The organism is Cellulomonas sp. B6 (assembly GCF_001462455.1).
Taxonomy (GTDB): Bacteria; Actinomycetota; Actinomycetes; order Actinomycetales; family Cellulomonadaceae; genus Cellulomonas.
In genome coordinates this window covers 1-23,388 of sequence record NZ_LNTD01000169.1, presented here as the reverse complement: position 1 = coordinate 23,388, position 23,388 = coordinate 1, and the positions used below count along the sequence as shown (strand labels likewise).

At 74.1% G+C, this 23,388-nt stretch carries 19 protein-coding genes and 1 pseudogene; 12 read left to right on the top strand and 8 right to left on the bottom strand.

What is annotated here, in order from left to right; translation table 11 throughout:
- Window positions 1-71 precede the first annotated feature (71 nt).
- From ATM99_RS14830 to ATM99_RS14810, 5 genes are all read right to left on the bottom strand, one after another.
- Window positions 72-1,079, bottom strand: coding sequence for an iron-siderophore ABC transporter substrate-binding protein (locus ATM99_RS14830; RefSeq protein ID WP_062103639.1), 1,008 nt, complete (start codon window positions 1,077-1,079; stop codon window positions 72-74).
- Between the two features lie 70 nt (window positions 1,080-1,149).
- Window positions 1,150-1,977 carry an ABC transporter ATP-binding protein gene (locus ATM99_RS14825; protein WP_062103638.1) on the bottom strand — a complete coding sequence of 276 codons (828 nt, stop codon included), beginning with the start codon at window positions 1,975-1,977 and terminating at the stop codon, window positions 1,150-1,152.
- 127 nt (window positions 1,978-2,104) lie between these two features.
- Window positions 2,105-3,316, bottom strand: coding sequence for an acetate kinase (locus ATM99_RS14820; protein WP_062103637.1), 1,212 nt, complete (start codon window positions 3,314-3,316; stop codon window positions 2,105-2,107).
- On the bottom strand, window positions 3,313-5,409 hold the full coding sequence (pta, locus tag ATM99_RS14815) for a phosphate acetyltransferase (RefSeq protein WP_082659833.1): 2,097 nt from the start codon (window positions 5,407-5,409) through the stop codon (window positions 3,313-3,315). The genes ATM99_RS14820 and pta overlap by 4 nt, the downstream gene beginning before the upstream one ends.
- 100 nt (window positions 5,410-5,509) lie before the next feature.
- Entirely contained in the window at window positions 5,510-8,044 is a 2,535-nt protein-coding gene (locus ATM99_RS14810) for a phosphoketolase (RefSeq protein ID WP_223305137.1), read from the bottom strand.
- A gap of 259 nt (window positions 8,045-8,303) precedes the next feature.
- Here ATM99_RS14810 and ATM99_RS14805 point away from each other — a divergent pair, with 259 nt between their 5' ends.
- The gene (locus ATM99_RS14805) at window positions 8,304-9,188 is read left to right on the top strand and encodes an SURF1 family protein (protein WP_223305135.1); all 885 of its coding nucleotides are present in this window, start codon (window positions 8,304-8,306) and stop codon (window positions 9,186-9,188) included.
- Between the two features lie 369 nt (window positions 9,189-9,557).
- On the opposite strand, the gene ATM99_RS14800 is transcribed toward ATM99_RS14805, so the two are convergent.
- The 3 genes from ATM99_RS14800 to ATM99_RS18695 all read right to left on the bottom strand — a co-directional run bounded on the left by ATM99_RS14800 (window position 9,558) and on the right by ATM99_RS18695 (window position 13,676).
- Window positions 9,558-11,297: an ABC transporter ATP-binding protein gene (locus ATM99_RS14800; protein WP_062103636.1), complete on the bottom strand. Its 1,740-nt coding sequence runs from the start codon at window positions 11,295-11,297 to the stop codon at window positions 9,558-9,560.
- Window positions 11,294-13,123, bottom strand: a complete 1,830-nt coding sequence (locus ATM99_RS14795; RefSeq protein ID WP_062103635.1) for an ABC transporter ATP-binding protein — start codon at window positions 13,121-13,123, stop codon at window positions 11,294-11,296. The genes ATM99_RS14800 and ATM99_RS14795 overlap by 4 nt, the downstream gene beginning before the upstream one ends.
- Window positions 13,124-13,310: 187 nt before the next feature.
- Window positions 13,311-13,676: a DUF192 domain-containing protein gene (locus ATM99_RS18695; RefSeq protein ID WP_190278844.1), complete on the bottom strand. Its 366-nt coding sequence runs from the start codon at window positions 13,674-13,676 to the stop codon at window positions 13,311-13,313.
- A gap of 157 nt (window positions 13,677-13,833) precedes the next feature.
- On the opposite strand from ATM99_RS18695, the gene ATM99_RS14785 reads away from it, so the two are divergent.
- The 11 genes and pseudogenes from ATM99_RS14785 to ATM99_RS14735 all read left to right on the top strand — a co-directional run.
- Window positions 13,834-14,643, top strand: coding sequence for a hypothetical protein (locus tag ATM99_RS14785; RefSeq protein ID WP_062103633.1), 810 nt, complete (start codon window positions 13,834-13,836; stop codon window positions 14,641-14,643).
- Window positions 14,640-15,368, top strand: coding sequence for a Flp pilus assembly protein CpaB (gene cpaB, locus ATM99_RS14780; RefSeq protein WP_062103632.1), 729 nt, complete (start codon window positions 14,640-14,642; stop codon window positions 15,366-15,368). The genes ATM99_RS14785 and cpaB overlap by 4 nt, the downstream gene beginning before the upstream one ends.
- Entirely contained in the window at window positions 15,368-16,927 is a 1,560-nt protein-coding gene (locus tag ATM99_RS14775; protein WP_062103631.1) for an AAA family ATPase, read from the top strand. The genes cpaB and ATM99_RS14775 overlap by 1 nt, the downstream gene beginning before the upstream one ends.
- Window positions 16,924-17,274 (top strand): TadE/TadG family type IV pilus assembly protein, encoded by a 351-nt coding sequence (locus ATM99_RS19440; protein ID WP_062103630.1) that lies wholly within the window; start codon window positions 16,924-16,926, stop codon window positions 17,272-17,274. The genes ATM99_RS14775 and ATM99_RS19440 overlap by 4 nt, the downstream gene beginning before the upstream one ends.
- The gene (locus ATM99_RS14765; RefSeq protein WP_062103629.1) at window positions 17,271-18,638 is read left to right on the top strand and encodes a CpaF family protein; all 1,368 of its coding nucleotides are present in this window, start codon (window positions 17,271-17,273) and stop codon (window positions 18,636-18,638) included. The genes ATM99_RS19440 and ATM99_RS14765 overlap by 4 nt, the downstream gene beginning before the upstream one ends.
- Window positions 18,635-19,561, top strand: coding sequence for a type II secretion system F family protein (locus ATM99_RS14760; RefSeq protein WP_062103628.1), 927 nt, complete (start codon window positions 18,635-18,637; stop codon window positions 19,559-19,561). The genes ATM99_RS14765 and ATM99_RS14760 overlap by 4 nt, the downstream gene beginning before the upstream one ends.
- Window positions 19,558-20,475, top strand: coding sequence for a type II secretion system F family protein (locus ATM99_RS14755; protein WP_062103627.1), 918 nt, complete (start codon window positions 19,558-19,560; stop codon window positions 20,473-20,475). Before ATM99_RS14760 ends, ATM99_RS14755 begins: the two co-directional genes overlap by 4 nt.
- Window positions 20,472-21,683 (top strand): sensor histidine kinase, encoded by a 1,212-nt coding sequence (locus tag ATM99_RS14750; protein WP_062103626.1) that lies wholly within the window; start codon window positions 20,472-20,474, stop codon window positions 21,681-21,683. The genes ATM99_RS14755 and ATM99_RS14750 overlap by 4 nt, the downstream gene beginning before the upstream one ends.
- Complete coding sequence (locus ATM99_RS14745) at window positions 21,680-22,366, top strand: response regulator transcription factor (RefSeq protein ID WP_062103640.1); 687 nt, start codon at window positions 21,680-21,682, stop codon at window positions 22,364-22,366. Before ATM99_RS14750 ends, ATM99_RS14745 begins: the two co-directional genes overlap by 4 nt.
- A gap of 140 nt (window positions 22,367-22,506) precedes the next feature.
- The gene (locus ATM99_RS14740) at window positions 22,507-22,725 is read left to right on the top strand and encodes a hypothetical protein (RefSeq protein WP_062103625.1); all 219 of its coding nucleotides are present in this window, start codon (window positions 22,507-22,509) and stop codon (window positions 22,723-22,725) included.
- A gap of 130 nt (window positions 22,726-22,855) precedes the next feature.
- Window positions 22,856-23,388: pseudogene (locus ATM99_RS14735) on the top strand (hypothetical protein); the annotation flags it as partial.

Below are 23,388 nucleotides of genomic sequence, written 5' to 3'. Positions count from 1 at the left end.
CCGCCGCGGCAGCGGGACGCGCGACCGCCGGGGGCGGGGCGTCGTCCCGCTGCCGCAGCGTGCTCACCGGGTCAGGCCTCCGCCGTCAGCTGCGCGACGAGGTCGTCGCTCCACGCCATCATCGACGCCGGGCCGCCGTACGCCCAGATGCCGACGGCCGCGCGGTGCACGTGCCCGGCCTGCACGAACGGCAGGCTCTCCCACACGGCGTTGCCCGCGAGAGCCGTCGTGACGACGTCGTCCTCGTCGTCGTTGCCCCAGTAGAGGAAGCGCGTCTCGGCGGGCAGCTGCGTGAGGCCCTCGAGGTCGATGTTCGCCAGGCCGTACGCGTCGTCGCCCGGGTCGGTCCACGCGGCGGCCAGGCCCATGCGCTCGGCGACGGCCTGCACGGCGGTGCGGGGCCCGTGCATGCGGATCGTGAGGTTGGCGCCGTCGGAGTACGGCGACGTCAGCACGACGGGCGTGCCCGTGAGGCCCGCGGCCTCGAGGGTCGCGGCGTTGTCGGCGAGCCGCGCGTCGAGGTCGTCGAGCACGTCCTGCGCGACGTCCTCCTTGCCGAGGGCCGCCGCGATGGTCGTGAAGTCCTCGGTGACGCGGCCCAGCGGGTCGGACGCGTCCGCACCCGCCATGAGCACCACGGGCGCGACGCGCTCGAGCTGCTCGAGCGCGCCCTCGGGGACCGACGTGAGCACGCCGACGATGAGGTCGGGCTCGAGGTCCGCGATGGCCTCGACGCTCGGCTCGCGGCGCAGGCCGACGTCGACCGTCTCGGACGCGAGCGGTGCGGCCGTGCCGACCCAGCTCGTGTACCCGGTGGGGTCGGACACGCCGACGGGGTCGACGCCGAGGGTCTGGACCATCTCGACCTGGGCCCACTCGAGCGCGACCACGCGCTCGGCCGGTGCGTCGAGCGTGATCTCCTCGCCGCGCGCGTCGGTGACCGTGATCGGCTCGCCCTGCGCGGCGGCGCCGGTCGAGGTGGGTGCGTCGGCGGCGCCGTCGCTCGTGCCGCACGCCGCGAGCAGCAGCGGCAGGGCGAGCGCGACGACGGCCGCGCGGGCGGGACGGGTGGTGCGCATGGGTGTGTCCTCGGGGAGTCGTGGCGCGCAGGAAGGTGTGCCGGCGCCTGCGCCGTCGCCGGTCGGCCCGTCAGCGGGCCACGGTGCGGCGCACGCGTTGCCGGGGCGTGCGCACGTCGACCTCGCCGGTGGCGGGGTCGACGTCCACGGTGATCTCGATGTCGTACACCGCGGTGAGCAGGTCGGGGTCGAGCGCGCTCGCGGGCGGCCCGTCGGCGACGACGCGGCCCGCGGCGAGCACGACGACGCGGTCGGCGACGGCGGCGGCGTGGTTGAGGTCGTGCAGGACGACGCCGACGGTCACGCCGTGGTCGTCGGCGAGCGCGCGCACGAGCTCGAGGACCTCGACCTGGTAGCGCAGGTCGAGGTGGTTGGTGGGCTCGTCGAGCAGCAGCACGCCGGTGTCCTGCGCGAGCGCGCTCGCGAACCACACGCGCTGCACCTGCCCGCCGGACAGCGTGTCGACGGGCACGTCCGCGAGGTCGGCGGTGCCGGTGAGCTCGAGCGCGCGCTGCACGGCGGCGGGCCCGGCGGCGTCGCGGCCGCGCCACGCGGTGCGGTGCGGGTGGCGGCCCAGCTCGACGGCGTCGCGCACGCTGATGCCCGCGGGCGTGGGGCGCGACTGCGCCAGCAGCGTGACGCGCCGCGCGAACTCGCGCGGGGACAGCGCGGCGACGTCCGGCACGTCGCCGAGCGCGACGTGGCCGCCGGCGAGGCGGTGCAGGCGGGACATGCCGCGCAGCAGCGTGGACTTGCCCGAGCCGTTGGGTCCGACGAGCGCGGTGACGCGCCCGGGCTCGAGGTCGACGTGCACGGCGTCGACGGCGACGACGGCGTCGTACCGGATCGTGACGTCGCGGGCGCCGAGCGTCACGCCGGTCGCGGTGGGGGAGGGCACGGGACACGATGTTAGCGAAGCCTTACCTCACCGTGGTGTGGCGTGCGCCACGTCGCGCGTCCCGGCCCCGGACGCGGCACGGCCCGGACCACGCGGGTCCGGGCCGTGCCGTCCGTCGTGCCGCTGCTCAGGCGCCGATGACGTCCAGCGCCTGCCGTGCGATCGCGAGCTCCTCGTTGGTCGGGACCACGAGGACCGTGACCTTCGCGCCGTCGGGGGAGATGACCGTCGGCTCCGACTTACGGCCCTCGTTGCGCGCCGGGTCGACCTCGATGCCGAGGGCCTCGAGCCCGCTCAGCGCCCCGAGCCGCACGATGTCGTCGTTCTCGCCGATGCCGGCCGTGAACGCGATGACGTCGAGGCGCCCCAGCACCGCGTGGTACGCGCCGACGTACTTGCGCAGCCGGTGCAGGTACACGTCGAGCGCCAGGCGCGCGCCCGCGTGGCCCTCGGCCACCAGGTCGTGCAGCGCGCGGAAGTCGCTCTCGCCGGCCAGGCCCTTGACGCCCGAGCGGCGGTTGAGCAGGTCGTCGATCTCATCGATCGACATGCCCGCGTTGCGGTGCAGGTGGAACACGACCGCGGGGTCCACGTCTCCCGAGCGCGTGCCCATGACCAGGCCCTCGAGCGGGGTCAGACCCATCGACGTCTCGACCGCGACGCCGCCGCGCACGGCCGACGCCGACGCGCCGTTGCCCAGGTGCAGGACGATCTGGTTGATCTCGTCCAGCGGGCGGTCGAGGATCTGCGCGACCTGCTGCGACACGTACTGGTGCGACGTGCCGTGCGCGCCGTACCGGCGCACCTTGTGCTCGGCGGCCACCGACGCCTCGACCGCGTACGTCGCGGCCGCGTCGGGCAGCGTGCGGAAGAACGCCGTGTCGAACACCGCGACGTGCGGCACGTCCGGCAGCAGCGCCTGCGCCACGCGGATGCCCGTGAGGTTCGCGGGGTTGTGCAGCGGTGCGAGGGGCGACAGGTCCTCGATCTGCTGCTCGACCTGCGCCGTGATGAGCGTCGGGCCGTCGAACAGGTCGCCGCCCTGGACCACGCGGTGGCCGACCGCCACGACGTTGGCCGACGCGAGGTCGGGGCCGATCTCGTCGAACAGGCCCAGCACGAGGCGCAGCGCCTCGGCGTGGTCCGGCACCGGCACCTCGCGGCGCGTCGTCTCGCCGTGCGCGACGTGCTTGACCGAGCCCAGCGCGTCGCCGATGCGCTCGACGATGCCCGACGCGATCGCGTCGCCCGACGCCGGGTCGACCAGCTGGTACTTGACGGACGACGAGCCCGAGTTGACGACGAGGACGCTCGTGCTGCTGGGGGTGGACGTGCTCATCGGGCGGAGGCCTCCGTGCTCGGGGTGGTGGCGTCGGCCTGCGCCTGCGCCTGGATCGCGGTGATCGCGACCGTGTTGACGATGTCCTGGACCAGCGCACCGCGCGACAGGTCGTTGACGGGCTTGCGCAGCCCCTGCAGCACCGGGCCGATCGCCACGGCGCCGGCTGAGCGCTGCACGGCCTTGTAGGTGTTGTTGCCCGTGTTGAGGTCGGGGAAGACGAAGACCGTGGCCCGGCCCGCGACCGCGGAGTCCGGCATCTTGGTCTGCGCGACCGACGCGTCGACCGCGGCGTCGTACTGGATCGGGCCCTCGACCGACAGGTCGGGGCGACGCTCGCGCACCAGGCGCGTGGCCTCGCGGACCTTCTCGACGTCCGCGCCCGAGCCGGACTCGCCGGTCGAGTACGACAGCATCGCGATGCGCGGCTCGATGCCGAACTGCGTCGCGGTCTCGGCCGACGAGATCGCGATGTCCGCGAGCTGCTCGGCCGTCGGGTCGGGGATGACCGCGCAGTCGGCGTACACGAGCACGCGGTCCTCGAGGCACATGAGGAAGCAGCTCGACACGCTGCCCACGTCGGGGCGGGTCTTGATGATCTCGAACGACGGCTTGATGGTGTGCGCGGTCGTGTGGGCCGCGCCCGAGACCATGCCGTCGGCCAGGCCCAGCTGCACCATCAGGGTGCCGAAGTACGACACCGAGGACACGATCTCGCGCGCGCGCTCGACCGTCATGCCCTTGTGCTTGCGCAGCTCGGTGTAGATCTCGGCGAACCGCTCGAGCGTCTCGCCGTTCTTCGGGTCCAGCACCTGCGCGCCGTCGAGGTCGAGGCCCAGCTCGGTCGCGCGGGCGCGGATCGTGGCCTCGTCGCCGAGGATCGTCAGGTCCGCGACCTGGCGCTGCAGCAGCGTCGAGGCGGCCCGCAGGATCCGGTCGTCGTTGCCCTCGGGCAGCACGACGTGCTTGCGGTCGGAGCGCGCGCGGTCCAGCAGCGCGTACTCGAACATCAGCGGCGTGACGACCTCGGGCCGCTCGACGTCGAGCGCGGCCAGCAGCGCCTCGCCGTCGACGTGCTGCTCGAACAGCGCGAGCGCCGTGTCGACCTTGCGCTGCGAGTCGTGCGTGACGCGGCCCCGGGTCGTGGCCGCGGCGCTCGCCGAGCGGAACGTGCCGAGCGACGTCGTGATGAGCGGCAGGCGCGACCCGAGCCCCTCGACCAGGCGCTGGATCGTCGGGGCGGGCTCGAGGCCGCCGTTGAGGATGAGGCCCGCGAGCGACGGGAAGCCGTCGGCCTGGTGCGCCATCAGCAGGCCCAGCAGCACGTCGGCCCGGTCGCCGGGCGTGATGACGACCGCACCGTCCTGCAGGCGGTCCAGCAGGTGCTCGATCGACATCGCGCCGACCAGCACGTCGAGCACCTCGCGGCCCAGCAGCTCCTCGTCGCCGCTGGTCAGCGAGCCGCCGACGGCCTCCATGAGCTGGCGCAGCGTGGGCGCGTACAGCAGCGGCGAGTCGGGCAGCGCCCACACCGGGCGCGTGCCGCCCAGCGCGGTGCGCACCTGGTCGAGCGAGTTCGGCGCGCAGCGGTTCGCGACGACCGCGACGACCTGCGCGTGGTTCGCGTCGATCTCGGCGGCGGCGACCTCGGCCGCGTGGTTGACGTCCTCGGCGCTGCGGTGCGCGCCGTTGACGACCAGCAGCACGGGCGCGCCCAGGTTGGCGGCGATCCGCGCGTTGTACGCGAGCTCGGTGGGGCCCGCGACGTCCGTGTAGTCGGTGCCGACCACGACGACCGCGTCGCAGCGGCGCTCGACGTCGTGGAACCGCGACACGATGCGCGACAGCGCGGCGTCCGGGTCGGAGATGACGTCGTCGTACGTCGCGCCGACCGCGTCCTCGTAGGCGATGTCGACGCCGTCGTGCTCGAGCAGCAGCTCCAGCACGTAGTCGCGCTCGTCGGTCGACCGGGCGACGGGTCGGAAGACACCGACGCGCTGGACCGTGCGGGTCAGCAGGTCGACGAGGCCGAGCGCGACGACGGACTTGCCCGTGTCCCCCTCGGCCGACATGACGTAGATCGTGCGGGCCACCGTTCAGCTCACTTCCTCATCGCCCCGGGTGGGGGCTGCTCGTCCTCGACGGACGCGTGCCCGGGCCGGTGGGCCCGGGCACGCGCCCGTGACAGTCTGCCTACTCGTTGTCCCCGCCGGTCGAAAGTGAGGCGGAGATCTCCTCGGTCGACGCGGCGTTCCCGGCGTCGGGCCACACCCAGTCGCGCACCTCGGGCAGGTCCTCGCCGTGCTCGCGCGTGTACTGCCGCGCGCGCAGGCGGGCGTCGACCATGCGCTGGCGCAGACCGGCCTGCGACGCGCGCAGCCAGTGCACGTGGTCGATCACGTCGATGACCAGGTGGTACCGGTCGAGGTCGTTGAGCATGACCATGTCGAACGGCGTGGTGGTCGTGCCCTCCTCCTTGTACCCCCGCACGTGCAGGTTGGAGTGCCCGTTGCGGCGGTACGTGAGGCGGTGGATGAGCCACGGGTAGCCGTGGTACGCGAACACGATCGGGCGGTCGGCCGTGAAGATCGTGTCGAACTCGTCGTCCGACAGGCCGTGCGGGTGCTCCCGCGCGTCCTGCAGGCGCATGAGGTCCACGACGTTGACGACGCGCACCTTGAGCTGCGGCAGCTCGCGCCGCAGGATGTCCGCCGCCGCGAGGACCTCGAGCGTCGGGACGTCGCCCGCGCACGCGAGCACGACGTCCGGCTCCTCGTCCTGCGCCTCCGACCCGGCCCACTCCCAGATGCCCAGGCCGCGCGTGCAGTGCGCCACGGCCTCGTCCATCGACAGGAAGTTCGGCGCGGGCTGCTTGCCGGACACGACGACGTTCACGTACTGCCGGCTGCGCAGGCAGTGGTCGTACGTGCTCAGCAGCGTGTTGGCGTCCGGCGGCAGGTAGACCCGCACGACCTCGGCCTTCTTGTTGACCACGTGGTCGATGAAGCCCGGGTCCTGGTGGCTGAAGCCGTTGTGGTCCTGGCGCCACACGTGGCTCGACAGCAGGTAGTTCAGGCTCGCGATCGGCCGGCGCCACGGGATGTCGTTGGTGACCTTGAGCCACTTGGCGTGCTGGTTGAACATCGAGTCGACGATGTGGATGAACGCCTCGTACGACGTGAACAGGCCGTGCCGCCCGGTGAGCAGGTACCCCTCGAGCCAGCCCTGGCACTGGTGCTCCGAGAGCATCTCCATGACGCGGCCCGCACGCTCGAGGTGGTCGTCGACCTCGGGACCCTCGAACTCCGCGTTCCACTGCTTGGCCGTGACCTCGTAGACCGCCTGCAGGCGGTTCGACGCGGTCTCGTCGGGGCCGAAGATGCGGAACGTGTCGGGGTTCCGGCGGATGACCTCCGTGAGGTACTCGCCGAGCACGCGCGGCGCCTCGGCGATGCTGCCGCCCGGCGTCGGCACGTCCTGCGCGAAGTCCCGGAAGTCCGGCAGCCGCAGGTCGCGCAGCAGCAGGCCGCCGTTCGCGTGCGGGTTCGCGCTCATGCGCAGGTCCCCGTGCGGCGCGAGCGCGGTGACGTCGGCGTCGACCCGGCCCGTGGCGTCGAACAGCTCGGCCGGGCGGTACGACTGGAGCCACTGCTCGAGCACCGCGAGGTGCTCCGGGGTGTCGCGCGCGTTCGCGAGCGGCACCTGGTGCGCGCGCCACGAGCCCGTCGTCTTCTTGCCGTCGATCTCGTCCGGCCCCGTCCAGCCCTTGGGGGTGCGGAACACGATCATCGGGTACATCGGGCGGCTCACGTCGCCCGCCGCGGCGTTCGCCTTGATCTCGGCGATCTCGTCGAGCACCTCGTCGAGCAGCACCGCGAACCGGCGGTGGATCTCGAGGTCGTCCTCGTCGTCGAAGCCCGCGACGAAGACGTGCGGCTTGTGGCCGTAGCCGACCATGAGGTCGTGCAGCTCGGCGTCGCTGATGCGCGCCAGCACGGTCGGGTTGGCGATCTTGTACCCGTTGAGGTGCAGGATCGGCAGGACGATGCCGTCCTGGCGCGGGTTGACGAACTTGTTCGAGTGCCAGCTCGTCGCGAGCGGGCCCGTCTCGGCCTCGCCGTCGCCGACGACCGCGGCGACCAGCAGGTTCGGGTTGTCGAACGCGGCGCCGTACGCGTGGCTCAGCGCGTAGCCGAGCTCACCGCCCTCGTGGATCGAGCCCGGCGTCTCGGGCGCCACGTGCGACGGGATGCCGCCCGGGAAGGAGAACTGCCGGAACAGCCGACGCAGACCCTCCTCGTCCTCCGTGATGTCGGAGTACACCTCGGAGTACGTGCCGTCGAGGTACGCGCTCGCGACCAGGCCGGGGCCGCCGTGGCCGGGCCCCGTCACGTAGATCGTCGACTGCTCGCGCTCCGCGATCGCGCGGTTGAGGTGCGCGTAGAGGAAGTTCAGCCCGGGCGTCGTGCCCCAGTGGCCCAGCAGGCGCGGCTTGACGTCGTCGCGGTGCAGCGGGCGGCGCAGCAGCGGGTTGTCGAGCAGGTAGATCTGGCCGACCGACATGTAGTTCGCGGCGCGCCACCACGTCGAGAGGCGCTGCAGCGTGGCGTCGTCGACCTGGCCCGATCCCTTGCGCCAGGCGGTGCGGGCTTCGGCGGCCGCGAACGGTCCCGGGGCGATGGGGCCTGCGTCCGCAGCGTTCTGCGGGTCCGAGGCGGTGGTTGTCATGTCCCCTCCTTGGGGGTGTGCCGTGAACGGCCGGGGTGTTCTCCAGCCTTCCGTGAGGTCGCAGCGTGAGGTGGGACGTCCGGCCCACCGGCACTGTGCTCCTGACCACAGCCATCCAACCCCACGCGCGACGGGGTCGCGAGGGTGGCGCGGAGGGCACGACCGTGCACGTCCAGGGTGTCCCGCCGGGGTGCGCGACGCACGCGGACGGCCCGGGTGGACGCGCCGACGGACCGTGCGGGACGGGTACCGTGAGGCGGTGGCCGAGACCTCGCTGTGGCGCGCCGCGGTGCGTCCGCGGATGCTCGGCCTGCTCGTGCTCCTGCTCGCCGCGGCCGCCGTGTGCGGCCGGCTCGGTGCCTGGCAGCTCGAGCGCGCCGAGGTGCGTGGCGCCGCGGCCGCGCAGCGCGAGGCCGAACGGGTCGTGACCGCCGACCCCGAGCCGCTGGCCGACCTGCTCGCGCCCGGGCAGACCTTCCTCGGCGACCTCGTGGCCCGCAAGGCCGTGGTCACCGGCACGTACGACGACGACGCAACGCTGCTCGTGACGGGGCGCGAGCACGCGGGCCGCACCGACGGCTACCTCGTCCTGACGCCGCTGCGCGTGGCGACCGCCGACGGCACCGCCGTCCTGCCGGTCGTGCGCGGCTGGTCGGCCACGCCGGACGTGGCCGCGGCGCCCGCGGGCGACGTCGAGGTGGTCGGCTGGCTGCAGGCGGGGGAGGAGGCCGGTGCCGCACCCGTGGACGGCCGGACCGACGCGATCAGCGCGCCGCAGCTCCTGGCCGCGTGGGGCGGCCCGGTCTACACCGGCTACCTCGTCGTCCAGACGAGCGCGCCGGGCGACCCGGCGGCGCTCGAGGCGCTCGCCCCGCCCACGCTCGCCGGGTCGGGCCTCAACGTGCAGAACCTCGCCTACGCGGCGCAGTGGTGGATCTTCGGCCTGTTCGCGCTCGGCCTGTGGTGGCGGCTCGTGCGTGACGAGGCCGCGGGGCGGCCGCCGCTGCCGGGGGACGTCGACCCGAGCGGCGACGGTGACCCGGGGGACGGCGTCCCGGACCACGACGTCCCGGACCACGACGTCCCCGGCGAGGACGGTGCCGACGCCGGGTCGTCGCCGCGTCGCGTGGTCAGCGGCGCGTGAAGGCGTAGCTCCCCGCGGTCTGCGAGACCCGCGCCGTCGTTCCCGCGCGGCCCGACGAGCAGCGCGTCGCTCTCGCACGTGAACCGCCACGTCCGGGCCATCGCCTCGCTCGCCCGCGCGCTGGAGCACGGGTCGTCGGACGTCACGGGCGCGTTGTTCTTCGTGGCCTGCACGTCGGTCGTCAGGCCCGAGACGTCGGCCGGCTGCGTCACCACGTCGGTCTCGGTGGCCTCGTACGGTGCGGTCGTCGTCCCGTCGAGCGTCGTGGTCGGAGGCCGGCACGTCGGTCGTCGGCGTGGGCGACGGGGTCGCGCCGGGCTCCCGCGGGCCGCTCCGCGGGAGCACGGGAGCCCCCGGCCGCGTCCGGTGTCAGGCGGACTCGTGCTGCCAGGACCGCCACAGCGACGCGTACTCGCCGCCGGCGGCGACCAGCTCGTCGTGCGGCCCGATCTCGGCGATGCGGCCCGCGTCGACGACGGCGACACGGTCGGCGTCGTGCGCGGTGTGCAGCCGGTGCGCGATCGCCACGACGGTGCGGCCGGCCAGCACCGCGGAGAGCGAGCGCTCGAGGTGCCGCGCCGCGCGGGGGTCGAGCAGCGAGGTCGCCTCGTCGAGCACGAGGGTGTGCGGGTCGAGCAGCACGAGCCGGGCCAGCGCCAGCTGCTGGGCCTGCGCCGGCGTGAGCGCGGCACCGCCCGAGCCGACCTCGGTCGCGAGCCCGTCGGGGAGCGCCTCGACCCAGTCCCACGCGTCCACGGCACGCAGCGCTCGCTCGAGCTCGTCGGCCTGGGCGTCGACCTTGGCCAGCCGCAGGTTGTCGGCGAGCGTGCCGACGAAGACGTGGTGCTCCTGCGTCACGAGCGCGACGTGCCGCCGCAGCTCGACGAGCGGCAGGTCCACGAGCGGCACGCCGCCGACCGTCGCGGTGCCACCGGTGGGCGGGTGGATGCCCGCGAGCATCCGGCCCAGCGTGGACTTGCCCGCACCCGACGGCCCGACCACGGCGAGCCGCTCGCCAGGCGCGAGGTCGAGGTCGATGCCGTGCAGCACGTCGTGGCCCTCGCGGTACGCGTACCGCAGGTCGCGCGTCGCGACCCGGTCGTCGGTGGGCCGCTCGCCCGACGCCTCGCGGTCGGAGTCGACCAGGCGCACGCCGACGATGCGCGCGAGCGCCGTCGCCGCCACCTGGATCTCGTCGACCCAGAAGATGAGCTCCCACACCGGGCCCGTCACCTGGTACGCGTACAGCACGATCGTGGTGACCGCGCCGAGCGTGACGTGGCCCTGCGACGCGAGCCAGCCGCCCCACACGAGCACGGCCACGGGGGCGAGCACGAACGCGAGGTCGACGCCCGGGAACAGGATCGTGCGCAGCCGCAGGGTGGCGCGCTCCGCGTCGAACGCCTCGCGCAGGTCCTCGTGGACGCGGCGCTCGCGCGCGTCGGCCAGGCTCAGCGCGTCCACGGTGCGCGCACCCTCGACGGTCTCGGTGATGGTGCCGTTGAGCACCGCGTACGCGGCCGACTCCCGGATGTACGCGGGCGTCGCGCGTCGCAGGTACCAGCGCACCATCACGACCATCGTCGGCACGCCCACGAACAGCCCGAGCGACACGAGCGGGTCGATGACCAGGCACGCCGCGACCGTGAGCGTGATCGTCACGACCGCGACGATCACGCGCGGCACGCCGAAGCGCACGGCGTGCTGCAGCTTGTTGACGTCGTTGGTCGTGCGGGTGACGAGGTCGCCCGTGCCCGCGCGCTCGACGGTCGACAGGGGCAGCGACGTCACGGTCTCGAGGAACTCCTCGCGCAGCTCGGCGAAGACCTTCTCGCCGAACCGCATGGAGGCGCGCTGCGCGTACCGGATGAGGCCGGTCTGCGCGAGCACGGCCACGACCCCGATCACCACGAGCGTGTCGATGTAGCGGGCGTCCGTGCCGCGCGTGACGGCGTCGACGATCCGGCCCAGCAGCAGGGGGCCCGCGAGGCCCGCGATCGCGGCGAGCGTGTGCAGGACCGCGATGCCGCCGAGCGGGCGCCGGTTGCGGCGCAGCAGGTCGCCCGCGTAGGCGCGCACGGTCGCCGCGTCGGCGATGGGGAGCTTCACGCGGCACCTCCGGGGGTCGTGGTGGGCTGGGTCAGGGCGCGGGCGTCGGGCTCCGCGTCCTCGAAGGTCTGCTCGACCGGCAGGTCGTCGTCGAGGTTGCGTCCGACCACCCGCCGGTACAGCGCGGCGACCTGCGGGCCGGCCTCGCCGTCGAGCAGCGCGGCGTGCGTGCCGCGCGCGACGAGACGTCCGCCGTGCACGAGCTGGACCTCGTCGACGTGGTCGAGCACGAGCGGGCTCGCGGTGACCACGAGCGTCGCGCGGCCCCGCCGGGCGTCGGCCAGCCGCGCGGCGATGCGGGCCTCGGTGTGCGCGTCGACCGCGCTGGTCGGCTCGACGAGCACGAGCACCTCGGCCTGCGTCAGCAGCGCGCGCGCGAGCGCGACGCGCTGGCGCTGCCCGCCGGACAGCGACCGGCCCTTCTCGCTGAGCTCGCCGTCGAGGCCGTCGGGCACGGAGTCGAGCACGTCCTGCGCGTCGGCCAGGCCGATCGCGGTGAGCAGGTCGTCGCGCGTCGCGCCGCCGCGCACGTCGAGCCCTTCGGTGAGGGGGCCCGAGAAGAGCTGCGGCATGGCCTCGGCGACGACGACCCGGCGCCGCAGCTCGGCGAGCGGCAGCCGCGTGAGCGGCACGCCGCCGAGCGTGACGGGCGTCGGCGCCTCCTCGGCGTCGTCGAACCGACCGAGGCGGGTCGCGATGCGCGCGGACTCGTCGGGGTCCTCCGAGACGAGCGCGACGACGCGACCGGCCTCGACGGTGACGCCGCTGGCCTCGTCGACGAGCGGTGCGCCCGCGGGCGGCACGGTGGTGCCGTCCGGCGTCGCGGCGGCGGTCGCCGGCTCGACGCGCAGCACCGCGAGCACCTTGCGCGCCCCGACGACGGCGCGGGTGGTCGCCTGCAGGAACTGCGTCGCGTTCTGCACCGGCCACCCGAGGAACGCCGCGTACCCGTAGGTCGTGACGAGCTGACCCGGCGTGATGGTCCCGTCGAGCGCCATGTGCGCGCCCAGCCACACCAGCGCGACCACGAACGCGCCGGGCAGGAGCACCTGGAGCGCGTCGAGCCACGACTGCGTGACGGCGACCTCGACGCCGCGACGTCGCACCAGCTGCGACTGCTCGCGGTAGCGCCCGGTGAAGACGTCCTCGCCGCCGATGCCGCGCAGCACGCGCAGCCCCGAGACGGTGTCGGCGCCGAGCGTCGTGAGCCGGCCCGACGCCTCGCGCTGCGCGGTCTGCCGACGCTGCAGGGGACGCACGAGCAGCCCGAGGGCGCCCGCGACCGCCGGCAGCCCGAGCAGGACGACGAGGCCCAGCTGCAGCGACACCTGGAGCATGAGCACCGCGACGGCCGCGTAGGCGACGACCGAGCCGACGAAGCGGGCCAGGGACGCGTAGACCTCGCCGACCCGCAGCGCGTCGTTCGCGACGGCCGACACGACCTCGCCGGTGGGGAGCTCCGCCGTGATGGCGTGGCCCGAGCGTGCCGCGGTGCGGCCGACGAGCTGCGACGTGGTGAAGGCCGCGCGGAGCCAGTTCGCGACGTCGTAGCGGTGGCCGACGGCCGACGCCGCGGCGCTCACCACGCCGAGCGCGAGCAGCAGGCCCGCGGCCTGCAGCAGCGCCGGTCCGAAGCCGTCGGCGAGGCCGTCGTCGATCGCGCGGCCCGTCAGGTAGGGCAGGAAGGCCTGGCAGGCGAACTGCACGACGCCGCACGCGACGGCGGTCAGGATGATGCCCCACTGGCGGCGGGCGATCCACCACAGGTAGGTGACGGGACCGCGCAGCGGCGGGGTGCCGGGATCGGCGAGGGGGAGCTGGCGCACGTCGGTCCACGTTACGGGGGACCACCGACAGGGGCCGAGACCTTTTGCGCCCCCGGCGCGCGACGGGAGCACGCCCTCGCGGGACCTGGGTCCGGGGGCCCAACGCCGGGCCCACCGCGCGGTGCCCGGCGTCGGCCCGGGGGCCCTGACCGGGACCCGCCGCCACCGCCCAGCATGGGTGCGTGCCTCAGACCCGCCCCGGCAGACCGCTGCCCTCGCCGCGGGTCAGCCTGCTCCCGGGCCGCAGGCCCCATGTGGCGAAGCGGCCGCGCGGTGCCTCCAGCACGTCGACGACACCCCGCCGCGGTGCGGTCGCGCCGAACGGGCGCAGCACCGTGGTCGCGACCACGTGCCCGTCGGCGTCGAGCAGCGCGACGTCCAGGCTCCGCGTCATGCCCACGCCGTGCACGGCGCCCTCGCCCACGAACCACATGGCCTCGGGCAGCGGACGGCGCCCGAGCATGCCCCGGGCACGGGCCCCCCACGTATCGGCCACGGCGAGCGGTGCGACGTCGACGCCGTCCACGAACAGCCGAGTCCTCGAATTGCGCATACCGGCCCTCCAATTACCATTCGCGGGTCGACGTACCCCTCGGCAGCACCCCCGACGGCCCGCCCGGATCCTCCCCGATCGTCTGATCGGGGTGTCGTCCGCGGTCCCGGCCCACGGGCACCGCACCGCCCCGTCTCGCGAGGAGATCACCGTATCCATGCAGCGCATCGTCGTGTCGGCACTCGTGCCGCCCACCCCGGACGCGCGTGAGCTCCTCGAGCGGGACGGGCTGCTGCTGACCGCGCCGGACGACCTGCCGGGCCTCGCGGACCGACTGCCCGGACCGGGTGAGCACGTCCTCCTCGTGGGTGAAAAGCGCCACGAGCACCTCGTCCGGCGGCAGGCGGCCCTGCTGTCGGACACCGGGCGGCCCGTCGCCTGGCGCACCGCCCACCACGGGCCGGTCGCGCTGCTGCTGGTCGCGCAGCAGGTCGCGGCCGCAGGCGTCGACGCCGGGATCGCCGCGGTCCTGGCCGACCAGCTCCTCGAGGGGACGTGGAGCGGCGCGTGGACGCCGTCCGTCGCGCGGCTCGAGCACCCCCAGGTCGCCGTCGGCCAGCACCTGCGGTCCTGGCTGCCCGGCGGCGACGGCTTCGTCGTCACGTTCTCGGGTCCCGTGCCGGAGGCGCGCGGGGTGGGGCGGGCCGCGCCCGCCGAGCCCGCGGTGGCCCGCGGCGAGGTCTACGGCTCCGGCCTCTCGCGGATCCCGGCGGCGGCCCTGCAGGACGTGCTCACCACCGCCGGCTCGTCCGGCACCGTCGAGGTCGCGGCGCTCACGCTCGACCCCCGCGGGCGGGTCGGCTCCGACGACGCCGTCGAGCTGGTGGCGCTGCCCGCCGACCAGCGCATCGACCTGCCCCCGGCCCGAGGGCGCTGCGGCGTGTGCGACGCCCTCGTCTTCGCCGACACCTGTCCGTTCTGCCACGTGCGGCCCGCCGCCGTCGATCCCCGAGGAGCTCTCGCGTGAATCCCCGCCAGCGTCGCGGCGTCCTGTTCATCCTGCTGTCGGCCGCGCTCGCCGTCGCCGTCTTCTTCGTCGTCGCGACGTACGTCGGCAACGTGCAGAGCCAGGTCGGCTCGGTGGTGACGGTGTACCGCGCCGCCGACGACCTGCCCGCCTACGCCGTCCTCGACGAGTCGTCGATCACCAGCGACGAGGTGCCCGCACGGTGGCTGTCCGACACCGCCCGTGTGACCGCGGACGACCTCGTCGGGCGCCGCATCGGCTTCAACGTGGCCCAGGGCACGCTGCTGTCGGCCGACATGCTGGTCCCCGCGTCGGACCTGTCGCCGACCGAGCGCGAGATCGCGATCCAGGTCAACCAGATCACCGGCGTCGCCGACCGTGTGCGGCCCGGCGACTTCGTCGACATCTACGCGGTGTTCGCCGACGTGCCCGGCCTGCCCAAGCAGGTGCGCGTGCTCGTGAAGAACGTGCGCGTCGTGTCGGTGCGCGGCAGCCAGGTGCGGTTCGACGAGGAGAGCGCCACCGGCGGCCAGGCGGTCGTCCCGGTCACGCTCGCGCTCGAGCCGAACGACGCGCTCGCCGTGACGTACGCCGCCGCGTTCGCCCAGGAGGTCCGTCTCGTGGGCCTCCCGACGGGGACGGGCGAGGACCGTACGGGCGAGCAGGACGACTTCGACGCCGAGGACCTCGGCGGCGTCACCGTGCCGGAAGGGAACGTGGGCTGATGGCCGGGACCGTCATCATCGGGTGCGCCGAGCAGACGCTGGCGTACGAGCTGCGGGCACAGCTCGCGGAGGTCGCCGAGCTCGAGGTGCTGGCGCTCGCGGAGACGACCGGCGAGCTCGTGCGCGCCGTCGTCGAGCGGGAGCCGAACCTCGTGATCGTGCACGACCAGCTCGGGCCCGAGCCCGTGCACCAGGTCATCCGGGACATGGGTCTGCGCCGCCCCGCGAGCGTGTGCCTCATCGTGTCGGGCGACGCGGACCCGGAGAACCTCGCGCTCGCGCTCGACGCCGGTGCGCGCGGCGTCCTGACGTACCCGTTGTCCTTCACCGAGGTGCAGCAGCGCGTCAGCAACGCGCTCGACTGGTCCTCGCGCCTGCAGGAGCTGCTGGTCGAGCGGGACGCCGACGGGGCCGGCCACCGTGCGATCGTGCTGGCGCTGACCGGCGCGAAGGGCGGCGTCGGCGTCACGACGGTCGCGACCCACCTCGCGTGGGACGTGCGGCGCGAGATCCCGGACCACAAGGTCCTGCTCATCGACCTCGACCTCGAGAAGGGCGACGTCAGCTCCTTCCTCGAGGCCCGCCACCGCACGTCGGTCGCCGATCTCGCGAAGGTCGCCGACGACCTGTCGCTGCGCACCGTCGCCGACGCCGTCTTCGTGCACGAGAGCGGGATCCACCTGCTGCTGCCCCCCGAGGACGTCCGTGACGCGGAGTACGTCACGGCGCAGGCCATCCGGCAGATCGTCGGCCTCGTGCGGCAGCAGTACGACCTCGTGATCGTCGACGCCGGCGCGCGCGTCAACCCGGTGCAGGCCTCGGTCGTGGAGATCGCGGACGAGGTCGTCACCCTCACGACGCCCGACCTGGTGAGCCTGCGCGGGCTGCGCCGCGAGGTGACCTCGTGGGAGCAGTTGGCGGTGCGCAAGCCCGACGCGGTGCACGTGCTGCTCAACCGGCACAGCAAGGCCGACGAGGTCCAGCCCGAGACGGCGGCCCGGCTCTCGCCGTCGCCGATGATGCCGCTCACGCTGCCCGACCAGGGTCGCAAGCTCGAGCGCGCGACCAACTCGCGCAGCCCGGAGTTCGCCACCGACGCGGGGTGGTGGCAGGCGCTGCGCGGCCTCGGCCGGCACCTCGGCGTGGCCGCGCGCCGCCCCCAGGAGGAGTCCGCCGAGGAACGCACCCGCGCGCGCGGCCGGCGCCGTGCCGGCGCCGACGACGGCTCCGCCTCGATCGAGTTCATCAGCGTGTTCCCGTGGGTCGCCCTGATGTGCGCGCTCGTGGTGCAGCTCGTCGTCGTGGGCGTCACGTTCATGTGGACCAGCTACGCGGCGAGCGCGGCAGCACGCGAGACGTCGATCGGCTCCTCCTACGCCGACGTCCGGGCGGCCGCGCTGGGCCGCATCCCCGCGGTCATGGAGCCGAGCGTCACCGTGTCGTCCGACCCGGTGGCGGGCCGCACCTCGGTGTCGACCAAGGTGCCGCTGCTCGCGCCGGGCCTGGCGTCGACCCCGTGGCGCGTGACCGTGGTGCGAGAGGTGGTGACGGAGCCGTGAGCCTGCTGGGCAGACGGTGGCGCGAGGCGGGCGGCGACCGCGGCTCGTCGGCGATCGAGGCCGTCGCGGCCATCTTCCTGCTCGGGACGATGGTGCTCGTGACGATGCAGGTCGTCTGGTTCATGGTCGGGTCGAGCATCGCGCAGCAGGCCGCGCGGGACGGCGCGCGCGCGCTGAGCCTCGGGCAGTCGGCCTCCGTCGCAGTCGCGCGCTCGGTGCCCGACAGCACGACGTACCGCGTGTGGTACCCGTCGCCCGACACCGTCCGCGTGCGCGTCGACATGAAGGGCACGATCTTCCCGTTGCAGATCGAGCGACAGATGACGATGCCGAGGACCGCCTCATGAGCGACCTGATCGACGCCTGGGGGCGTCCGCGCGAGACCACCACGTCGGCGCTGGCCGCGTCCGCCAACGCACGGACCGAGCTCGACGAGCAGCTCGTCGCGCAGTTCAAGCGCAAGCTGCTCGACGAGGTCGACCTCCAGGAGCTGGGTCGCCTCGAGCCCGCGCAGCGGCGCGTGCGCCTCGAGCGCGTCGTCGCGCACCTGGTCTCGACCGAGGGCGTCATCCTCACCACGCGCGAGCGCAACGCGCTGATCCGGCGCGTGGTCGACGAGTCGATCGGCCTCGGCGTGCTCGAGCCGCTGCTCGCCGACGACAGCGTGTCCGAGATCATGATCAACGGGCACGAGACCATCTACGCCGAGCGCTTCGGGCGCCTCGAGAAGGTCTCGACGACCTTCGCGTCCGAGGACCAGCTGCGCCAGACCATCGACCGCATCGTGTCGACCGTCAACCGACGCGTGGACGAGTCGAGCCCGATGGTCGACGCGCGCCTCCCCGCGGACGAGCGCATGCCGCGCGGTGCCCGTGTCCACGTCATCCTGCCGCCGCTCGCGCTCAACGGGCCGACGGTCACGATCCGTCTGTTCCCGCGCTCGTACGGCCTCGACGAGCTCATGCGGCGGGGCACGCTCGACGCCCAGACCGCCGACCTCCTGGCGGCGTGCGTGCGCGCGCGCGCGAACATCATCGTGTCCGGCGGCACGTCCTCCGGGAAGACGACGTTCCTCAACGCGCTCTCGGCGTTCATCCCGGGCCGCCAGCGCATCATCACGATCGAGGACGCCGCCGAGCTCTCGCTCGAGCAGGAGCACGTCGTGCGGCTCGAGACGCGTCCGGCGAACGTCGAGGGCCAGGGGCAGGTCACGATCCGCGACCTCGTGCGCAACGCGCTGCGCATGCGGCCCGACCGCATCATCGTCGGCGAGGTCCGTGGTGGTGAGGCGCTCGACATGCTCCAGGCGATGAACACCGGTCACGAGGGCTCCCTCGCCACGGTCCACGCCAACAGCAGCGTCGACGCCCTCATCCGCCTCGAGACGCTCGCCTCGATGAGCGACGTGGAGGTCCCGTTCCACGCGCTGCGCGACCAGGTGAACAACGCCGTCGACATCGTCGTGCAGCTGCTGCGCGGCGCGGACGGGACGCGGCGCGTCGTCGAGGTCGGCTACGTCACCTCCCGGCACCGCGAGGACTTCTCCATCTCCCCGATCATGCGGTGGGACCCCGAGGCGGCGAACCCGCAGGGCTCGCGTGGTGCGTTCGAGCGCTTCCCGCTGCCGCAGGTGCTCGTCGACCGGCTGCGCATCGCGGGGGAGGACATCCGGCGTCCCGCGTCGGACGCGGAGCCGGGGGGCGCGCCGTGATCGTCGTCGGCATCCTCGCGCTGGTGTTCGCCTCCGCGGTGCTGCTCGTCCTGGGGACCGCCGAGATCGCGTCGGTGTCCTCGCGGCGCCGCGCGATCCTGTCGGGCGTGGTCGACGAGCCGACGACCACCTGGCAGGGGCGCGTCGCCGCGTGGGACCGCTCGTTCGTGCGCACGCGCCTGGGCGGTGCGGTGCAGCGTCAGCTCCTCCTCGCGGGCGAGGAGGAGCGGTCGCCCACGCTGGTCGTGGCCGTCGCCTCCGTCGGAGGGATCGTGCTCGCGTGGGTGCTGGCCGTCGGGCTGGCGCCGGTGTTCGCCCTGGCGGGGCTCGCGGGCGCGGTGGTCGGCGTGCGCGCGTGGTTGAGCCGCGCGCAGGACCGCCGCAACGAGGCGTTCGTCGCGCAGATGCCCGAGCTCGCGCGCGTGCTGTCCAACGCCACCGGCGCCGGGCTGTCGATCGCGTCGGCGATCACCCTCGCGTCCGACGAGCTCAACGCGCCTGCGGGCGTCGAGCTGGGGCGCGTCGCCGCACGGCTGCGCTTCGGCGCGAGCCTCGACACCGCGATGCGCGAGATGGAGGACCGCCTGCCCTCGCGCGAGGTCTCGGTGCTGGTCTCGACCCTGCTCGTCTCCTCCCGCAGCGGCGGGTCGCTCGTGTCGGCGCTCCGGGACATCGCGGACACGCTCGACGACCGCAAGGAGATCCGCCGGGAGATCCGCACGACCCTCGCGCAGGCGAGCGTCACCGGCTACATCGTCATCGGCATGGGGGTCGGGATCCTGTTCCTGCTCAACCTGGTGCAGCCCGGCACCGTCGAGGCCATGACCGAGCACTGGGTCGGTCGCGGCGCGCTCGTCGTGGCCGGTGCCCTGTACACCGCGGGCTTCGTCGCGATCCGCCGGATGACGAGGATCGAGCGATGAGCCCCGGCACGGTCGTGGCCGTCCTGGCCGGTGGCCTGGGCGCGTGCGCGGTGGTGCTGCTTCTCGTGGGCTACCGCGGGCTGCGCCGCGACGCGCTCGACACGCTCGCCGTCGAGGACCTCGATCTGCTGCGGGGCCAGCAGCGCCGCCGGGCGGAGGGCACGTCGCCGCTGCAGGCGCTCGCCGCGCGGCTGGTGCCGTCGTTGCGCCGGCTGCTGGGGCCCAAGCGCCTCGAGGGTCTGCAGCGTCGCATCGACGAGGCCGGACGCCCCGACGGCATGACGGTCGACGGGTTCCTCACCGGCAGCGCGCTGTGGATCATCATCATCCTCCCGGCCGTCCTCGCGCTGATCCTGCTGGGGCAGCCGGCGATGTCCGCGCTCGCCCTCGTGGTGCCGGTGATCATCCCGCTGGGACGTCTCGACCGTGCCCGCCGGCTGCGCCGCGAGCGCATGGACCGCGACCTGCCCGACTTCCTCGACGTCCTGGCCGTGACCGTCATGGCCGGTGTCAACTTCCGCCAGGCGCTGTGGCAGGTCTCCGAGCGGTTCGGCGGGCCGCTGTCCGAGGAGATGCAGCTGACGCTGCACCAGATCGCGAACGGCGCGTCGGTCCGGCACGGGTTCGTCGACCTGCGCCGGCGCTCGGCGTCGGAGCCGGTCGGGCAGTTCGTGTCCGCGCTCCTGCAGTCGCAGGAGCTCGGCGCGCCGCTCGCCGAGTCGCTGCGTCAGATCGCGCTCGACATGCGTCGCGAGAGCGGGCAGCGGCAGCGGCAGAAGGCGGCGCGCATGTCGCCCAAGCTCACGCTCATCACGACCACGGTCCTGGTGCCCGGCGCCGTGATCCTCATGCTCACGGGCCTCGTGCTCGGGTCGGACGTCGACTTCGCCGAGCTCATGGGGAGCCTCGGGTGAGCCTCCCGGCGCGTGACTTCGCGGGACGCGTCGTCGGTGTCGCGCTCCTGGTCCGGCTGGCGACGATCATGATCGCGCTGCTCGGTCTCGTCGGCGAGACGATGACCGGTCCGCTCCTCGGCTCGATCCTCGTGCTGAGCGCCGCGACGTTCGCCGTGCTCATGTACGCGCAGGTCATGGACTTCGTCACGCGCCACCCGATCACGCTCGTGATCGACGTCCTGGTCAGCCTGATGGTCGTGTGGGTCCTCGGGGTCGAGAGCCCGCTCGTGCTCGCGACGTTCCCGGTCGCGCTCGTCGTCGGGGTGCTGACGCGTCCGTCCGTGGCTGTCGCGGGCGCCGTGGTGATGTGCGCGGGCTACGTGCTCGTCGCGGTGTCCTCGCCCGGGCCCGAGCCGCGCGGGTTCATGACCGAGATGGGCGTGCCCGCGCTGTACGCGGCGCTCGTCGCGATCGGGCTCGCGGTCCGCCGGGCGCACGAGCAGCAGCTGTCGGTCGCGCGTGAGCTCGCCGGTGCGCAGCGCGCGGCGGCCGCGGCCGACGAGCGCGCGCGCCTCGCGCGCGAGATGCACGACTCGCTCGGCAAGACCCTGCACGGCCTGTCGCTCGGCGCGCAGGGCCTCGTGGTGTGGGTCGACAAGGACCAGGCGACCGCGCGACGCGTCGCGGCGGACCTGGCCGAGGGTGCGGAGCGAGCCGCGCGCGAGGCGCGCGAGCTGCTTGTCCGGATGCGTCGCGACGAGCCGGACCGTGCGCTCGTCGAGGTGCTCACCGACATGTGCGCGGAGTGGGAGGCGCGCTCGGGCGTGCCCTGCCGCTGCACGGCGCGCGACGCGGTCGACCTCGCCGGGGACGCCCGCTACGAGGCGCTCGCGGTGGTCGCCGAGGCCCTCGAGAACGTGGCCCGCCACGCGGACGCGGGCACCGTCGAGGTCGTGCTCGAGCGTGACCCGGACGTGGGCGTGCGCCTGCGGGTGCGTGACGACGGCGCCGGGTTCCGGCCCGCCGCCGACGGTGCGGGACCGCCGGGGCACTTCGGTCTCGTCGGGATGCGGGAGCGCGCGCGCGAGGCCGGGGCCCGTCTCGAGGTCGTCTCGGCGCCCGGCGAGGGCACGACGGTCGAGCTCGTGTGGCCCGTCGGCACGCCTCGACGGGGTGCCGCGCAGGTGGAGGGGGCGTCGATGACAGGACGGGGAGCGTGGGCATGAGCGCGGGGACGGCACGGCTGGAGGACGGGCCGCTGAGGGTCGTCGTCGTCGACGACAACGCGGTGATCCGGATGGGGCTGCGCAGCCTCCTCGACGGCGTCGACGAGCTCGAGGTCGTGGGCGAGGCCGGGGACGGCGACGAGGCCGTGCGGGTGGTGCGGGACGTCGTCCCCGACGTCGTGCTGCTCGACGTGCGCATGCCACGACGCGACGGGGTCCAGGTGGCCGCGGAGATCCGGGCCTGGAGCAAGGTGCTCATGCTGACCTACTCCGACGCGCCCGACGTCGTGCGCGCGGCCGTGGGGGCGGGGGCGAGCGGCTACCTCGTGCACGGGCAGTTCGACGGCCCCGAGCTCGTGCGCACCGTGCAGGCCGTCGCGGCGGGCTCGTTCGTGCTGTCCCCGGTGGCCGCGACGGTGATGCGCGAGGCGTGGTCCGAGCCCGCGCCGGTTCAGGAGGTCGGACGTCCGGACGTCGGGCTGTCGGCGCGTGAGCGTGAGGTCATGGAGCTCATCGCCCAGGGCCGCACCAACGGCGAGATCGCGCGGGAGTGCTTCCTGTCCGAGAAGACGGTGAAGAACCACGTCAACCACATCTTCGCGAAGCTGGGTGTCCGGACCCGGGCCGAGGCCGTCGCGCTCTGGCTGGGTGGAGCGCTGGGCCCGGCCCGCGTCGGGACCTGAGTGGGCCCGAGATTGGGCCCACGGACCCGACGCGCAGCACGGCACGACACGTAGTTTTTCGGGCATCGGGAGGCGCCCTCGGCTCCTCCCACACGATCCGACACCGCCCGGCACCGCCGGCCCACTGCGAGGAGATCACCATGAGCAGCACGATCGTCAGCACCCAGGCCCGTCTCCGCAAGGTCGTCGAGAAGGGTCGCGACTCGGGCCAGGGCATGCTCGAGTACCTCGGCATCCTCGTCGTCGCGGCGCTCCTCATCGTCGGTGTCCTCACCGCCATGGGTACGTTCAAGCCCGAGGAGAAGGCGGAGACGCAGATCTCGGACATCTCCGACGCGCTCGACAACGCGCGCGGCTGATCCAGCACCGGGCGGCCCCGCAGCCCGGGCCGGCAGGACCCACGGCACGTGCCGTGGGTCCTGCCGTCGTGCGGGGGACACCCACGACACCCGCCGCGCACGCGGCCGACCAGCCGGAGAGGGAGTAGCGATGCGCCTGAGGTCGCTGGGACGGCACGCGCGCGAGGCGGGCGCGGCCGTGACGGGGCTCGTCGTCGTCGTGTGCCTCGCGGTGATGGTCCTGCTGTTCGTGGTGGTCCTGCCCATCGCCGGGCGCACGCAGATGTCCGACCAGGCCGAGGGTGGCGCCGACGCCGCGGCGCTCGCCGCCGCCGACCGCATGCGCGACGTGGTGCTGGAGCGGTTCGACACCCTCGCGGCCGGCGGGGACCTCGCGGGTCTGCTGCCGCCGTCGGTCGGCATCGCCGAGGCCGCCGAGTACGCGGACCGCAACGGCGGCCGGCTCGTCTCGGCCGCGTACGGCGTCGACCGCGGCGCCGGACGCGTCGAGGTGCAGGTGGTGCGCACCAACCCGCCGGGCAGCTCGCGCCCCGAGGTCCGCCGCAACGGCACCGCCGAGGTGGGCGTCGTGCTCGCGGGCTGCGGGATCGAGGACCGTCGCGTCATCATCGGGTACGAGCCCGTGCCGACCCCGACGCCCACCCCGACGCCGACTCCCGAGCC

Coding starts and splice junctions, on each gene's coding strand:
- ATM99_RS14810 (WP_223305137.1), bottom strand. CDS start 8,044: ATGACAACCACCGCCTCGGACCCGCAGAACGCTGCGGACGCAGGCCCC.
- ATM99_RS14785 (WP_062103633.1), top strand. CDS start 13,834: ATGCAGCGCATCGTCGTGTCGGCACTCGTGCCGCCCACCCCGGACGCG.
- ATM99_RS14740 (WP_062103625.1), top strand. CDS start 22,507: ATGAGCAGCACGATCGTCAGCACCCAGGCCCGTCTCCGCAAGGTCGTC.
- ATM99_RS14765 (WP_062103629.1), top strand. CDS start 17,271: ATGAGCGACCTGATCGACGCCTGGGGGCGTCCGCGCGAGACCACCACG.
- ATM99_RS18695 (WP_190278844.1), bottom strand. CDS start 13,676: ATGCGCAATTCGAGGACTCGGCTGTTCGTGGACGGCGTCGACGTCGCA.
- ATM99_RS14830 (WP_062103639.1), bottom strand. CDS start 1,079: ATGCGCACCACCCGTCCCGCCCGCGCGGCCGTCGTCGCGCTCGCCCTG.
- ATM99_RS14745 (WP_062103640.1), top strand. CDS start 21,680: ATGAGCGCGGGGACGGCACGGCTGGAGGACGGGCCGCTGAGGGTCGTC.
- ATM99_RS14820 (WP_062103637.1), bottom strand. CDS start 3,316: ATGAGCACGTCCACCCCCAGCAGCACGAGCGTCCTCGTCGTCAACTCG.
- ATM99_RS14775 (WP_062103631.1), top strand. CDS start 15,368: ATGGCCGGGACCGTCATCATCGGGTGCGCCGAGCAGACGCTGGCGTAC.
- ATM99_RS14755 (WP_062103627.1), top strand. CDS start 19,558: ATGAGCCCCGGCACGGTCGTGGCCGTCCTGGCCGGTGGCCTGGGCGCG.